15 protein-coding genes and 1 pseudogene are annotated in these 14865 nt (G+C 65.4%); 14 read left to right on the top strand and 2 right to left on the bottom strand.

All coding sequences use genetic code 11. The annotated features are described in order from the left end of the window. The first annotated feature begins 6 nt into the window (after positions 1-6). The 12 genes and pseudogenes from H4I97_RS11620 (at position 7) to H4I97_RS11565 (ending at position 10332) form a co-directional block, all read left to right on the top strand. Positions 7-2415, top strand: a complete 2409-nt coding sequence (locus H4I97_RS11620) for a putative monovalent cation/H+ antiporter subunit A (protein ID WP_182304815.1) — start codon at positions 7-9, stop codon at positions 2413-2415. A 204-nt stretch (positions 2416-2619) separates the two neighbouring features. Next, positions 2620-3039, top strand: coding sequence for a Na+/H+ antiporter subunit B (locus H4I97_RS11615; RefSeq protein WP_182304814.1), 420 nt, complete (start codon positions 2620-2622; stop codon positions 3037-3039). Beyond that, entirely contained in the window at positions 3039-3416 is a 378-nt protein-coding gene (locus H4I97_RS11610) for a Na+/H+ antiporter subunit C (RefSeq protein ID WP_182304813.1), read from the top strand. The genes H4I97_RS11615 and H4I97_RS11610 overlap by 1 nt, the downstream gene beginning before the upstream one ends. Positions 3417-3600: 184 nt before the next feature. Further along, positions 3601-5184: a Na+/H+ antiporter subunit D gene (locus H4I97_RS11605; protein ID WP_182304812.1), complete on the top strand. Its 1584-nt coding sequence runs from the start codon at positions 3601-3603 to the stop codon at positions 5182-5184. Next, entirely contained in the window at positions 5181-5654 is a 474-nt protein-coding gene (locus H4I97_RS11600; protein ID WP_182304811.1) for a Na+/H+ antiporter subunit E, read from the top strand. The genes H4I97_RS11605 and H4I97_RS11600 overlap by 4 nt, the downstream gene beginning before the upstream one ends. Then, positions 5651-6001: pseudogene (locus tag H4I97_RS11595) on the top strand (cation:proton antiporter); the annotation flags it as partial. The gene H4I97_RS11600 and the pseudogene H4I97_RS11595, both read left to right, overlap by 4 nt. A 16-nt stretch (positions 6002-6017) precedes the next feature. Next, positions 6018-6353: a monovalent cation/H(+) antiporter subunit G gene (gene mnhG / locus H4I97_RS11590; protein ID WP_182304810.1), complete on the top strand. Its 336-nt coding sequence runs from the start codon at positions 6018-6020 to the stop codon at positions 6351-6353. A 429-nt stretch (positions 6354-6782) separates the two neighbouring features. Further along, entirely contained in the window at positions 6783-7211 is a 429-nt protein-coding gene (locus H4I97_RS11585; protein WP_182304809.1) for a Ros/MucR family transcriptional regulator, read from the top strand. 415 nt (positions 7212-7626) lie between these two features. Then, positions 7627-8256, top strand: a complete 630-nt coding sequence (locus H4I97_RS11580; protein WP_182304808.1) for a DUF5343 domain-containing protein — start codon at positions 7627-7629, stop codon at positions 8254-8256. Next, positions 8256-8768, top strand: a complete 513-nt coding sequence (locus H4I97_RS11575; RefSeq protein WP_210297075.1) for a DUF4145 domain-containing protein — start codon at positions 8256-8258, stop codon at positions 8766-8768. The genes H4I97_RS11580 and H4I97_RS11575 overlap by 1 nt, the downstream gene beginning before the upstream one ends. A 333-nt stretch (positions 8769-9101) precedes the next feature. Then, positions 9102-9515, top strand: a complete 414-nt coding sequence (locus H4I97_RS11570; protein WP_182304807.1) for a helix-turn-helix domain-containing protein — start codon at positions 9102-9104, stop codon at positions 9513-9515. Next, complete coding sequence (locus H4I97_RS11565; protein ID WP_182304806.1) at positions 9508-10332, top strand: DUF6456 domain-containing protein; 825 nt, start codon at positions 9508-9510, stop codon at positions 10330-10332. The genes H4I97_RS11570 and H4I97_RS11565 overlap by 8 nt, the downstream gene beginning before the upstream one ends. 520 nt (positions 10333-10852) lie before the next feature. On the opposite strand, the gene H4I97_RS11560 is transcribed toward H4I97_RS11565, so the two are convergent. Then, the gene (locus H4I97_RS11560) at positions 10853-11287 is read right to left on the bottom strand and encodes a SufE family protein (RefSeq protein WP_182304805.1); all 435 of its coding nucleotides are present in this window, start codon (positions 11285-11287) and stop codon (positions 10853-10855) included. Positions 11288-11487: 200 nt separating this feature from the next. Beyond that, the gene (locus H4I97_RS11555; RefSeq protein WP_182304804.1) at positions 11488-11889 is read right to left on the bottom strand and encodes a DUF5330 domain-containing protein; all 402 of its coding nucleotides are present in this window, start codon (positions 11887-11889) and stop codon (positions 11488-11490) included. A 482-nt stretch (positions 11890-12371) separates the two neighbouring features. On the opposite strand from H4I97_RS11555, the gene H4I97_RS11550 reads away from it, so the two are divergent. After that, positions 12372-13895: a sensor histidine kinase gene (locus tag H4I97_RS11550; RefSeq protein WP_244658629.1), complete on the top strand. Its 1524-nt coding sequence runs from the start codon at positions 12372-12374 to the stop codon at positions 13893-13895. Then, a complete protein-coding gene (locus H4I97_RS11545; RefSeq protein WP_182304803.1) occupies positions 13867-14865 on the top strand; it encodes a peptidoglycan-binding domain-containing protein in 999 nt (332 codons plus the stop codon). The genes H4I97_RS11550 and H4I97_RS11545 overlap by 29 nt, the downstream gene beginning before the upstream one ends.

Below are 14865 nucleotides of genomic sequence, written 5' to 3'. Positions count from 1 at the left end.
GAACAGATGCCCGTGGATGGAGCCGGCCTGACATTGCTCGCAATGCTTCTGCCCTTTGCCGGCGCTGCACTCGCGCCCGTTCTCACCGCCCGTCTCGGCCACAACGCCGCCTGGCTTCTGGCGCTGGTCCCGGCCTTCGCCTTCGCCCATTTCGCCGGCTTTCTGCCGGAAATCGCCGGCGGCGAGGTCGTCACCGGCGGCTATCCGTGGGTGCCGAGCCTCGGCCTTTCCTTCTCCTGGTTCCTCGACGGGCTCTCGCTCACCTTCGCGCTCTTGATCACCGGCATCGGCACGCTGATCGTGCTCTATTCCGGCGGCTACATGAAGGGTCACCCGCAGCAGGGGCGGTTCTTCTCCTTCATCCTGATGTTCATGGGCTCGATGCTCGGCGTCGTCGTCTCCGACAGCCTGCTGATGCTCTTCGTCTTCTGGGAACTGACCTCGATCACCTCCTTCCTGCTGATCGGCTTCGATCATGCCCGCGAGGCCTCGCGGCGGGCGGCCCTGCAGGCATTGGTGGTGACGGGCGGCGGTGGACTGCTGCTGCTCGCCGGCCTCATCTTCCTCTGGGACATCTCCGGCGTCACCCAGCTTTCGCTGCTCGTCCACGGCGGCGACGTGCTGCGCGAAAGCCCGTTCTATTGGGCGGCGCTTCTGCTCGTGCTCGGCGGTGCCTTCACCAAGTCGGCGCAGTTCCCCTTCCATTTCTGGCTGCCGAACGCCATGGAGGCGCCGACGCCGGTTTCCGCCTACCTGCATTCCGCGACCATGGTGAAGGCCGGCGTCTACCTGTTGATGCGGCTCAATCCGGTGATGGGGGCAACGCCCGCCTGGGAACTGCTGCTGCCGCTCTTCGGCGGCGTGACGCTGCTCGTCGGCGGACTGCTGGCGGTGCGCCAGACGGACCTGAAGCTGATGCTCGCCTATACGACGGTCGCTTCGCTCGGCCTTCTCGTGATGCTGACCGGCTTCGGCTCGCCCTATGCCGTCGAGGCGGCCGTGCTCTATCTCGTCGCCCATTCGATGTTCAAGGGCGCGCTCTTCATGGTCGCCGGCCTGATCGACCACGAATCGGGCACCCGCGACGTGACGAAACTCGGCGGCTTGAGGAAGGCGATGCCGATCACCTTCGCCGCCGCCGTGCTTGCGGCGCTCTCGATGGCCGGCCTGCCGCCCTTCTTCGGCTTCCTCGCCAAGGAGGAGATCTATGCCGCACTCGCCGGCGGTGATCCGCGCGCCATCCTCTTCACGGGCGTCGCCGTTGCCGGCAATGCGCTGATGTTCGCCGTCGCCTTCGCGGTGGCGCTGAAGCCTTTCCTCGGGCGCGAGGTCAAGACACCGAAGCACGCCCATGAAGGCCCGGCGCTGCTCTGGCTCGGACCGGCCGTGCTTGCGCTATCCGGCCTTGTCGCCGCCGTGCTCTCCGGCCTGTCGCACCGTTACGTCTCCTCGCCGATGGCGAGCGCCGTCGCCGGCGAGGCGGAGACGGTCACCATCGGTCTGATGCCGCATATCGGCGTGCCGCTTGCGCTCTCCGTGCTGACGATCGCCATCGGCGTCGGCCTCTATCTGTCGTTGTCGGCCGTTCGCGGCGGCATGGCGCGCCTGCTCGACATCCTCGGACCGGGGCCGGATCGCGGCTTCGATGCCTTCATCCGCGGGCTCGTCCGGCTCTCCTTCCGCGTCACGCGGATCGTGCAGGACGGCCGCCTCGACGTCTACGTGACGGCGACCTTCGTGCTGCTCGCGGTCGTGCTGCTGGTGCCGCCCTTCGTCTATGGCGAGCTGCCGGCGATGCCCGTCTGGCCGGAAGATGTCGGCTTCCACCAGCTCACCTTCTTCGCCATCGCCATCATCGGCCTCTTCGCCGTGCTGACGGCTGGCGACCGGCTGACCGCCATCGTCTCGCTTGGCATCCAGGGTTTTGCCGTCGCCGTCATCTTCCTGCTTTTCGGCGCGCCGGACCTCTCTTTCACCCAGTTCATGGTCGAGACGCTCTCGGTCGTCATCCTGGCGCTGGTCATGACGCGGCTCCGGCTGTCGCCCTCCGATCACCGCACGCTGCGCGAGCTTGTCTTCGACGGCACGATCGCGGCCGCCGGCGGTCTCGGCTTCGCGCTGATGCTGCTGAAGACGACGCAGCTTCCCTTCAACGGCGCTCTCACCGATTTCTTCAATGCCTATTCCAAGGCGATCGCCCACGGCGCCAACGTCGTGAACGTCATCATCGTCGACTTCCGCGGCACAGATACGCTCGGCGAGATTTCGGTGGTGATGATCACCGGGCTTGCGATCCTGGCATTGATCCGCATCCGCATCGCGCCCGTGCCGCCGGTCACGGCCGCCGTCGTCTCGCCCGTCGAGCCGGCAAAACCGTCATCGAAGAAGCGCGCGCGTAAGGAGGGCAAGGCATGATGATTGTGCTTCACCCCCCTCTGTCACTTCGTGACATCTCCCCCTCAAGGGGGGAGATCGGACCTGCGTGCCGCCTCATCCTTCACTCGAACTTCCATGGGCCGGAGAGCCCGGCCTCTCGCCGATCTCCCCCTTGAGGGGGAGATGCCCGGGAGGGCAGAGGGGGGCGCACTTGCGCGAGGCCTGCCGCAAAGGGGTACGCCCATGAACACGCTGATCTTTCGCACCGTCGCGCCGTTCCTCACTGCGCTGATGATCCTCTTTTCGATCTTCGTGCTCTTGCGCGGCCACAACGAGCCGGGCGGCGGCTTCATCGGCGGGCTGATCGCGGCGTCCGCCTTCGCCATCTACGGTATCGCCTTCGGCGTGCAGGCGGTGCGGCGCGCGCTCTGGTTCCACCCGATGTCGATCGCCGGCGCAGGCCTCATGCTCGCCTGCCTCTCCGGCTTCCTCTCCGCCGCCTTCGGCGTGCCCTTCATGACCGGGCTCTGGATCTACCCGAGCTTCTTCGGGGTCGAGGTGCCGCTCGCCACCGTCATGTCCTTCGACATCGGCGTCTATCTCGTCGTGGTGGGGGCGATCACCTCCATTGCGCTGGCGCTCGAGGAAAGGGAAAACGACTGATGGAAGCGCTGTTTTCCGGCCTCGTCGGCATCTTCTTCGCCGTCGCGCTCTACCTGATGATGTCGAAGCGCATCGTGCGCGTGCTGCTCGGCATCGCCATCCTCGGCAATGCGGTGAACCTCTTGCTCTTCACCACCGGGCGGCTCACCGCCGCGGTGCCGCCGATCATCCCGGAGGGCTCCGAAACGCTTCACGCCGGTGCCGCCAATCCGCTGCCGCAGGCGCTCATCCTGACGGCGATCGTGATTTCCTTCTCCTTCTTCTGCTTCCTGCTGGTGCTCACCTACCGCGCCTATCAGGACCTCGGGACGGACGACACCGACGAGATGCGGGTGGCCGAGCCGGAAGACCAGCCGCTGCCGCCGATGGGATATTGAGTGTGATGATGCTGCCGATGACGTTTGCCCCTCACCCTGACCCTCTCCCCGCCTGCGGGGAGAGGGGACGTCTGCCGCTTCGACCCTGCGTCGGCCGCTTGTCCCTTCTCCCCGTTCTGACGGGGAGAAGGTGCCGGCAGGCGGATGAGGGGCGGCGCAAGCGGCCGCACGGGGGTAGCCGCTGATGGCCGCTTCTTCCTCCGTCGATTTCGCCCACGCCTGGGTCATGGCGCCCGCTGCGGCGGACCAGTGGCTGGTCATCCTGCCGGTGGCGCTGTCGCTCGGCTTCGGGGCGGCGCTGATGATGATGCGCCACACGATCCGGCTCCATGCGATCGTCGCGATCATCGGCCTTTCGATCCTCGTCGCCGTCGATTTCCTGCTGCTCGGCAGGGTGCTCGCCGGCGGACCGGTGACGATGATGATGGGGCGCTGGCTGCCGCCCTTCGGCATCGCGTTTACCGTCGATGTCGCCGGCGCGCTCTTTGCGCTTACCGCCGCGGTGGTGGCACTCGTCGGCGCCGTCTACGCGACGAAGGACATCGGCGTCAGCGGCCGGCGCTACGGTTTCTATCCCTTCCTGATGGTGCTGATGGCCGGCGTCTCCGGCGCCTTCCTCACCGGCGACATCTTCAACCTCTACGTCTGGTTCGAGGTGCTGCTGATCTCCTCCTTCGGCCTCCTGATCCTCGGTTCCGAGCGCGAGCAGATCGACGGGGCGCTTAAATATTCGGTGCTGAACCTCATCGGCACGACGCTCTTCCTGATCGCCGTCGGCTATCTCTATGCGATCTTCGGCACGCTCAACATGGCCGACATCGCCCGCAAGGCGATCGAGCATCGCGGCACCGCGCCGCTGATGACGCTCGGCGCGCTCTTCGTGCTCGCCTTCGGCATGAAGGCTGCGGCCTTCCCGGTCAATTTCTGGCTGCCCGCCTCCTACCACACGCCGCGCATCGTCGTTTCGGCGCTCTTCGCCGGCCTGCTCACCAAGGTCGGGGTCTACGCGCTGCTGCGCACCATGGTCATGCTCTTCCCCGTCGAGGGTGAGGCGCTCAGCCTGGTGATCGGCATCGCGGCCGCCGCAACCATGGTGCTCGCCGCGATGGGCGCGCTCGCCCAGGCCGATATCCGCCGCATGCTCGGCTTCGTCGTCATCGCCGGCATCGGCAACATGCTGGCCGGTGTCGCGATCGGCGGCAATCCGGGGCTCTCGGCGGCGATCTTCTACGCGCTCCATTCGATCGTGCTGATGACGGCGCTCTACCTGCTCGCCGGCGAGGCCGCACGGATCGGCGGCAGCTTCTCGCTTGCGGGCCTGAGCGGCCTCTATGCGAAGGCGCCGGGCTTTGCCGCGCTGTCGCTCGCACTCTTCTTCGCCGCGAGTGGCCTGCCGCCGCTTTCCGGCTTCTGGCCGAAGGCGATGCTGGTCAAGTCGGCGATCGATATCGGCGCCTGGTGGCTGGCGGGTTCGATCCTGCTTTCCGGATTCCTTCTCACCATCGCCTTCGGGCGGGTGTTCCTGCTCGCCTACTGGCGCCCGGCGCCGGAGGCCGTACCGGTGACGATCGAGACGATCGCGCTTGCGCCGCCGGTTCAGGCGCCGCGGTTTTCCGCGCTCGCGCCGATCCTTCTCCTTTCGGCGCTCGTCGTCTGGTTCGGCCTCTTCCCGGAACATCTGATCGGCTGGAGCCGGATCGCCGCAGAGGGGCTTTCCAACCCCGCCGCCTATCTGCAGTCCGTCTTCCCCGAAGGAGGCGCGCAATGATCCTCTACGCGATCAACCTCTTGATGGCGATCGTCTGGGCCGCGGTGACCGGCAGCGCCACGCTGCTCAACCTCGTCTTCGGCTTCGTGCTCTCGACCTTCACGCTCGGCCTCATCCGCGAGCAGGTCAACGGCACCGGTTATCTCACCCGTTCCTTTCGCGTCGCCGCGCTCGCCTGGCTGTTCTTCGTCGAGCTTGCGAAATCGGCCTGGAAGGTGGCGGTCATGGTCGTCTCGCCGACGGTCGACATCAAGCCCGGTATCTTCGCCTATCCGCTGACGGTGACGCGCGATTTCGAGATCACGCTGCTCGCCAACCTCATCACGCTGACGCCGGGCACGCTCTCGGTCGACGTTTCCGAGGACCGCAAGACGCTCTACGTCCACGCCATCGACTGTTCCGACCCGGAGGCCGCCCGCCGCGACATTGCCGACGGTTTCGAACGCAAGATCAGGGAGGCTTTCGAATGACGGCGCCCGAAGCCATCATCCAGACCGCCTGCACCTTCGCGCTGATCGTGCTCGGCATCGCCTTCATGCTCACCGTTTTCCGCGTGGTGGTCGGCCCGACGCTACCCGACCGGGTGCTGGCGCTCGACATGCTGGTCGGCATCGTGCTCGGCTTCATCGCCGCCTTTGCGATCCGCACCGGCTACACGCTCTATATCGACATCGCCATTTCGCTCGGCCTCGTCGGCTTCCTGACGACGGTCGCCTTCGCCCGCTTCATCCTCGCCCGCGGGCTGGTGGGCGAGACTGCGGCCGCCGCAACCCCGAAGGGGGCGCCAAGGGGGCCAAGAACCGGAAGAAGCCGTCGGCTAAGGGGGCAAAACCATGAGTGTGCTCTTTGCCCTCGTCACCGCGGCGCTCATCGTCGGCGGCTCGCTCTTCGCGTTGGTCGCGGCGATCGGCATCAACCGGCTGCCCGACCTCTACACCCGCATGCACGCCGCCTCGAAGGCGGGCACCGTCGGCTCCGGCCTGCTGCTGCTCGCCGTCGGCCTGCATGCCGGAGACGTCGCAACGCTCGCCCGCGCGCTCGCCGCCTTCTTCTTCTTCATCCTGACGGCGCCGGTCTCCGCCCACCTGCTGGCGCGCGCCGCCCACAAGGTCGGCTATCCGTTGACGCGGATGTCCGTCTGCGATGATCTGAAGAAAGATGGTTCGTGACGCGTTTTCCGCTGCCGGATTCGTGATTCCATTTGCAGTGCGAAAGCACAAGCGGCGCAGTTCCTCTGAAATAGAGCGGAATTTCGACTGCCTCCACCCGGTAAAAATAGTAATTGGATATTCGGCCAAACAATGATAATCGCTGAAGTCGAGCACTGGTCTTGAGAACTGGCGTTCCGAGGTTGTGCCGGAAATCTTCCGCAAGTTATTTTTGCAGGAATACTGCAATAGGTGGATTTTCTAATGCAGCCTCTATGCCGGAACATCATTTCCAGACAGGCGGGACCGACGTTGCCACTCGAAATCTAGGGGTGGGTTTCATGTTGTTTCAACAGGGCGGCATCGGCGGTCATGTTCTGGTTTGCTGGGTGAGTGGCGGCCGGCCATGAGGGCGGCGCTTGGCAAGACATGTTGAACAGGAGAATGACAATGAATGATTCCGCCCATGGCTCCGGCCATGACCTTTTCGTGGAATTGACGGCCGATATCGTCGCGGCCTACGTAAGCAATCACGTGGTCCCGGTCGGTGACCTCCCGAATTTGATCGCCGATGTGCACGCGGCGCTGAGCAACACGACCGCGCCTGCGCCCGCCGCTGCCGTCGTCGAAAAGCCGAAGCCGGCGGTTTCCGTGCGCAAGTCCGTTCAGGACGACCAGATCATCTGCCTGGAATGCGGCGGCGCCTTCAAGTCGCTGAAGCGGCACCTGATGACCCATCACAACCTTTCGCCGGAAGAATACCGCGAGAAGTGGGACCTGCCGGTCGACTACCCGATGGTGGCCCCGGCCTATGCGGAAGCCCGCTCGCGCCTTGCCAAGGAAATGGGCCTCGGCCAGCGCCGCAAGCGCGGCCGGTAAGACCCCGCGATCACAGAAAGACCTTTCCGGTCCCGAAGGGGTGGCTGGAGGTCTGGTTTTCGAGAACCCGGTTCCGCCGTGCGCGGGCCGGGTTTTTTGTGGGGTGAGAGAGGGGAGGAGGGGGGCTTTGCGGCCTCTTGTAGGTCATTGTGGTGAGCCGGGCCTCTTCCCGAGAGCAGGCATTGCGTAATCTTTCATGCTATTTCGTCTTTCTGCGCCCGGAGGAGAAGTCGGGCGTGCTGCAGAACAGTTCATTCTGGTCTGTCCCTTAATCCTCGAGAGTGGATGATGTGGGCTGGGGCCCGGAAAAGGCGTGCGTTCAGCTTTCTGCGCATAAGTCCGGCGCGATTAGCTGCACGACTTGCGACTCATCCTAGAATTGTGCTTCACTTAAGCAAAATGTACTGGGGGGCAAATGGGCGACTTTGCTTACACTAACGTAACAGGAAAGATTAAGCCTCTTCTGGAAAAGATTCGAACGATCGGCATTCCGAAAAAGGCAACAACTGCGTGGCTCAAGACGATCGGCTTCACCTCCAGTAATGACAAGTCATTGATAGGTGTCCTTAGATTCGTCGGCCTAATCGATAGCGCTGGAACGCCAACTTCAGTCTGGAGCAATTTTCGGGGAACTCACCACAGGGCTGTTCTTGGCGAGGCGATCCGAAAGGGCTACGCTGAGCTTTATGCGATCTATCCCGACGCCCACACCAGATCCAACACTGAAATAGGACACGTATTCAGTACGAGTTCTACCGCCGGTCAGCAGGTGATCGCAAAGACTGTGGCGACGTTCAAGGCGTTGGCGACGGAGGCCGATTTCTCTTCAGCGCCATTGGATATCAACACATCGATCCACACCGGGCCGCTCCATACTGCGCCGGCCAATGCTCCGACGCAAGAACCGCAACGTCCGAATGTCCAGAACGGCCCAGCAGTTCACATTGACATTCAAGTTCATATCTCGCCGGAATCGACCGCAGAGCAGATCGATAAAATCTTCGAAAGTATGGCGAAGCATCTATACGGTCGCAAGGACGGCTGATGGATGTCCTTAAGAACATTGTTCTGACTGCAAAGGCAATTCATTCCGAGCTTTCGGACGATTTGAAGCCGCCCGAAGAAGGATTGCCCGCGAAGTCCCAGTCGGTCGTCAACATGTCGCTTGTTAGAGGGACCCGCGGGTACATCGAACGTGTCGCCAACCAGGTAAACGGGGCCTACGAGAACGGCTGGTATGACGCCGCCGCCGTCATGCTGCGGCGCTTAATCGAAACACTAATAATCGAAGCCTTCGAGAAGCACTCCATCTCGGACCGGATTAAAAACTCGACCGGAGATTTCTTTTTTCTACGCGACCTTATTGGGGCCACTATCAATGAGACGACGTGGAACCTTGGTCGGAACGCGAAGCAGGCGTTGCCAAAGTTGAAAGATATTGGCGACAAATCCGCTCACAGCCGCCGCTATCTGGCGCATCGAACCGACATCGAGCAGCTTATTCCCGACGTCCGTGTTGCGGTTCAAGAGCTCATATACCTCGCCGGTTTGAAGTAGCAGAGACGATTGCCTATTGGATCAAGCGGCGGGATAGACCACCTTCTGGCTTCGGAGCCACTCGCACTCATCTTCTTACAGAATAAAGCTAGGCATGAAGTGTCTCGAGCAAGGCATGAGTACGCAAGTCGCCCAAATGGGCTGATCAGGATCCCTGAAACGAGCCTGTCTATTGGCAGCTTTTCGGCTCGCCACTGACACCTGCCAGTCCCCTCACGCCGCTCTCCACCCCCCTCGCGAAAAACACACCTCCCCCAATTCCTGTGGTTTTCCGGCCGGCGAGTTGGGCTAAAAGGATATAGGAATAAAAACCTACATCCCGAGGAGAGCCCCATGCTGTCACAGGAAGTCGTTCCCGTCGAGTATCAGCCGGCGCCGCAGCCGCCGGATCCGGCGGCGTTGCTGTCTCCCGCCGAGCGGCAGAGCTTGCGCTTCCGCTGCATGATGGTGCGGCAGGTGGTGGCGGAGCTGCTCGCCTTCGCCGGCGACGAGGGCAGGGCCGGGCGTGACCGCCGCCGCTCGGTCCAGCACATCCGCCAGATTTCCATGTATGTCAGCCACGTCGTCCTGCAGATCCCGATGCAGCATGTCGCGATCGCTTTCGGCGCCGATCGTTCCACCGTCTCGCATGCCTGCCGCACCGTCGAGGAGCGGCGCGAAAACCGCGCCTATGACGATTTCGTCGGCGCCGCCGAGCGCCTGACGGCAAGCTTCTTCCTCACAGCCGGAGGTCCTGCGCATGGCTGACGGCAGTCCGGCGCCGGCGGAGCGCAGGGCCCTCCTGCGGCTGATGCGGCTTGCCCTTTCGGGACCGATGCGGATCGCCGGCGAGGAGGGCGGCGCCTGCCGTCTTTCGGGCAGCGGGGGCGAGATCGTGCTCGCCGAACGGCTCGTGCGGCTCGCCGTCGCCCGCGGCCTCCTGAAGCGCCGCGGCCGGGCGGTCGTCGCCGGCAACGAGGCACGCGCCTTCCTCCGCCGGGCGCTCACCGATCCCGAGGCCGGCGGCTTTGCCGACCAGCACCGCGAGATCGAACTCTGCGCGCTGCCGGGAGAAGAGGGGGAGGCGGGGAGGCCGGCCGCCACGGTGCGGCGCAACCTTGCCGAATCGCCGCTCGGTCCGCTCGCCCGCCTCAAGGGGCGCGACGGCGGGCCCTTCCTCGATGCGCAGGCGATCGAGGCAGGCGAGCGGCTCGCCGCCGATTTCCTCCGCGCCGGCCTGCAGCCGCGCATCACCTCCTCCTGGGAGCCGCGGCTCGCAAGTCGCACGAAAGGAACGGCCGGCGGCGCCGCGGAGCTCGGCGACAGCGCCCTTGCCGCACGGCGCCGGGTGACGGCGGCGGTCGAGGCCATGGGGCCGGAACTCGCCGGCGTGGCGCTCGACGTCTGCTGCTTCATGAAGGGGCTGGAAACGGTGGAGCGCGAACGGCAATGGCCGGTGCGCTCGGCAAAGCTGATGCTGCGCGCCGCGCTGATGGCGCTCGCCCGGCATTACGCCCCGCCGGCGGCTCCGTCGCGGCACACCCGCCACTGGGGGGCGGAGGATTATCGCCCCGAGATCGGCTGAGGCGTGGTTCTGTCCGGGGTGACGGGGTCTCTTCTCCCCAGCGGGGAGAAGGTGGCCCGAAGGGCCGGATGAGGGGGGCGCGAAGCGCAAAGGCGGTGCCGGGCAGCCCCTCATCGCCTCGCATTCGCTCGGCACTTCTCCCCGCTGGGGAGAAGAGGGAGCCCGGAGCCGCCACCGGTCTCCCAGATGCGATAGCCGGAGATCGGCCGCGGCCAGCCTCGCGCCCGCCAGTCAGAGCCGAGAATTCAGCGAAGGTGACTTGGGAACAACAGGGGCGCTGGATCGGTGGGATTCGCAGTGGCGGCTCGTCCGGATAGGTCGTGAGGGGCGGCCCACGTCGGCGGGGGTCCGATCTCCCCCCTTGAGGGGAGATGCCCGGCAGGGCAGAGGGGGTGAAATCTCTATCTCGGCGTTTGCAGTGATCCCCCTCATCCGCCTGCCGGCACCTTCTCCCCGCTCGCGGGGAGAAGGGACGAGCGGCACCGCGTCGACCCGGACGAGCGGCGGCAGGGGCAGGCGATCAGCGTCCGGGGGCGCTTTCCACCAGCGCCTGGGCGGCTTCCTCGCGGATGCGCTGGATCATCGAGCGCAGCCCGTTCGCCCGCTGGGCGGAGAGGTGCTCGATGAGGCCGATCTTGCCGAAGAGGTCGATCGCGTCGAACTTGACGATCTCGGAGGCGCGCTTGCCGGAATAGGCGGCGAGCACGATCGCCACCAGCCCGCGCACGATATGGGCGTCCGAATCACCGGAAAACGTGATCACCGGGTCGTCGCCGTCGCCGACCTTGCTTGCGAGCCACACCTGGCTTGCGCAGCCCTTCACCTTGCGTTCGGGGGTCTTTTCCGCTTCCGGCATGTCGGGCAGCGCCTTGCCGAGCTCGATGACGTAACGATAGCGGTCCTCCCAGTCGTCGAGGAAGGCGAAATCGTCGATCATGTCCTGCAGGGTGGTCATTCCCGGCTCCGTTTATTGTCTCTTCCCCGATATAGGCGATCCCGGCGGCGAATTGAACTGCCGCGCTGCGGGAAAAGAAAAACGCGGCACCTTATGAAAAAGGCACCGCGTCGGCCGAAAGGGGCACAAGTCGACAGTATGGCAGTAGGGCAGTCATCAGGCTCCGGTGCGGCGAGCGCCCCGGGGCAAGCTTTGAAAAATCAGGAGGCCGGCTTCGGCCGCGGCGTCGGCACGGCGCCGGCAGACGTGTTGACGGTGCCGGTCACGATGACGTCCGAGACGTCGTCGGCGGTCTCGCCGGCCACGGCGGCCTTTTCCTTGGCGTCGTCGCCGAACTGGCGGTCGAGGAGCTGGTAGGCGACGAGCGCGCCTTCACGGGCCCGTTCGCCGAGGGCGGAGAAGGTTTCGGCACCCTTGACGCAGACATCCGGCTTCACGCTGCAGATCTCGCTCACATAGGCATAGGCGTCGGTGGCCGCCGAAATCGCGTCGGCGACGTCGAGCGATGCGCCGGTGTTCTGCGCCTCCGGCCGAGTGCCGAAATACGAGAGGAGCACCAGCACCATCGAAAACCAGAACGTTCCTTTGATCAGAAACCACATTGCGTTTACCCGTCCGAGCATCACCGGTCCGTGCCGGCTGCCGGGTCCTTCCCGGCGTGTGAAAGGAGCCTATTCGCGGGGTGGTAATTTCGCTTTGCAAAACTCGCTCGGGTTTTCGGCGAAATTGACTAAAATTCTAACGATCCGGCCCTCACGCGCCATTTGCATCAAGTTTTAGCAATCGCCGTTAAGCATAAACAGGGGGGTGGTCCCCGAAATCCCGGCGATTTGCCGCGCCGCCTCCGGCCAAAGGTTAACGCGGCCCAGAAAATGCCGTAATTTCCGTCGCTTACGCCCCGTTAACCATGAATGCGAAAGCTTGGCCGGCTTGTTCCGGAATGGCGCAAACCGGGCCTTCCGGGCGCCGTTGCGACCCCTTGCTTTATCTTTTCCTTAAGCGCGCGGCGCCTATGGTCGGGGTGGTTCGAGAGTGCAAGCGTTCGCGGAAATTTGGCGTGCTGGTATTGAGTAAAATGGCTGACATGACGGTAGCGATCCTGGACGGTGCGGCACGCGCCTGCCTTGCATGCGCCGGTGCCGGACGGGCCGTTGCGACCGCCGACGTGCTGCTGCTGCGCCGGGTGATGCTGGCCTTCCTGCCGCTCGTTCCGGCCGTTCCCGCCGCACTCCTCCTCGTCACCGGCCCGGCCGTCGCATTGCCGCTCGGCTTCGCGCTGGTGCTCTCGCTCTTCCTTCTCGCAAGCGTCACCGCCTTTGCCTTCGCCCGCACGCCCGGCCGTTCGGGCGAGACGGCGGACGCCCCCGCCATCGACGGCTTCTCCGCCGATGCATGCCCCGGCCTTCTCCTCCGGCTCGATGCCAAGGGCCAGGTCCGCGCCGCCGGCGGCCGCGACCGCGAGGTGTTCTTCTCTTTCCTGCGCGATCCGGTCGACCGCCCCTTCGTCGAGCATGTCCACGTCTCCGACCGGCTCGGCTTCGTCGAGGCGCTCGCGGACCTGCGCGCCGGCGTCGATGCGGTGGCGATCGACCTTCGCCTCGACCGGCCGATGCTCGGGCTCGAGCAGTCGCAATTCATGAATGTCCGCATGGACATGACCGCCGTGCGCGGTGCAGACGGCGCGCTTGCCGCCGTCCACGCCCAGATCCTCGACATCGCCGGCGAGATGCGCATCCGTGACGAGGCCCGCCGCATGGCCGGCGAGGCGGCCGACGCGCACGAGACCAAGTCGCGCTTCCTCGCCGCCGTCAGCCACGAACTGCGCACGCCGCTCAACGCCATTCTCGGTTTCTCCGATATCCTCGCGGGCGAATATTTCGGCAAGCTCCAGAACGACCGCCAGCGCGAATATGTCGGCCTCATCCACCAGTCCGGCGCCCACCTGCTTTCGGTCGTCAATGCGATGCTCGACATGTCGAAGATCGAGGCAGGCCGCTACGAACTGACGCTCGAACCCTTTGCGATCGCCGAGACGATCAGCCATTGCGAAAACATGCTGTCGCTGCAGGCGAAGACCCGCGGCGTGACGCTGACGAGCCGGCTCGGCCGCGGCCTCGGCGAGGTCGTCGCCGACGAGCGCGCGGTGCGCCAGGTCTTGATCAATCTGGTCGGCAATGCCATCAAGTTCACCGAAGCCGGCGGCGCGGTCACGATCGACGCGGGTATCGAGGGTGGCGAGTTGAAGCTCGTCGTCAGCGATACGGGCATCGGCATCGCGCCGGAGAAGCTGTCGCTGATCGGCAAGCCCTTCACCCAGATCCACGGCGAGCTCAACCGCCGCTACGAGGGTTCGGGTCTCGGGCTGTCGCTGGTGAAGGGCCTGACGGCACTGCATGGCGGCCGTTTCGAAATGGCGAGCCGGCCGGGCGAGGGAACCGTGGTGACGGTCACACTGCCGGCGGACGGCTCCGGAATCATCGCTGCCGGCGATACGGCCGGCGCGGACAACAAGGTGGACTTCCCGCCGCGGCTGAAGGCGGAGAACGCCGTGGCTGCGCGAACGAAGGACGAATGGGTGCATGACGAAGCGAAAGCGAAAATCGCCTGAGAGGAAGCCCGCGCGCCGTGCGCCGGGTCTCGCCTCGCGGGCTGCCGGCGCGCTCGCCGGCTTCGCGGCTCGCCATCCCGCCGGCTTCGGCGGGGCGGCGGCCTTTTGCGTCGTGTTCGGCATGATCGCCGCGAACGCGCTGTGGTACCAGCCAGGCGTCCATCCCTCGCCCTTCTGGCGCACCCGCGACAGGGCCGATTTCAATGCGCTCGCAGGCGTTGCCCGCAATACGCTGATGGAAGACCCTTCGCGGGTCACGACCTTCCGCATCGAGCGGGCCGAGGAGCCGCAGGAGGGCGATGCCGCGGCCCCGGCGGTGGCCGCCACGTCGACGCCCGCGGTGAACGAGACGACCGCCGCCGTTCCGCCCGCGAACGCTCCCGCCGACTCCGGCCTCGTGCGCTCCGTGCAGCAGGCACTTGCCCGCCGCGGCTTCTATGACGGCACCGTCGACGGCCTGACCGGCCCGCGCACGGAGGCCGCGATCGCCGCCTTCCAGAAATCCGTCGCCATGCCGGCGGACGGACGGCCGAGCCCGGAACTGCTCGCAGCACTCACCGTTGAAAGCGGCGCCGTGGCCGTTCGTCCCGTGCCGCGTCCGGCCGGCGACATTTCGCCCGCAGCCGGCGAGGACCCGGTGGCCGCCGCAATCCGCAGCGCCGAGCGCACCGTCGCCACCGTCTCGGAAAAGCGTCGCAAGGCCCAGACGGAGGCCCGCACCGTCGAGGTGGCGCTGCGGCCGGCAAAGGACATCCCGCAGGCGATCGCCGGCGGCGCCGACCCGAACATGGTGATGGCGATCCAGCAGGGCTTGAGCAACATCGCCTACAGCGACGTCAAGGTCGATGGTGTTGCCGGCGCCGAGACGCGCGCGGCGATCCGCCACTTCGAGCGCCACTATCGCCTGCCGGAGACCGGCGAACCGAACCCGGCCGTGCTGAAGAAGCTCAAGGACATCGGCGCCCTCTGA

Source organism: Ciceribacter thiooxidans (genome assembly GCF_014126615.1).
Lineage (GTDB): Bacteria > Pseudomonadota > Alphaproteobacteria > Rhizobiales > Rhizobiaceae > Allorhizobium > Allorhizobium thiooxidans.
Note: the sequence above shows the minus strand (reverse complement) of the source record. Positions and strands in the feature narration are given on the sequence as shown.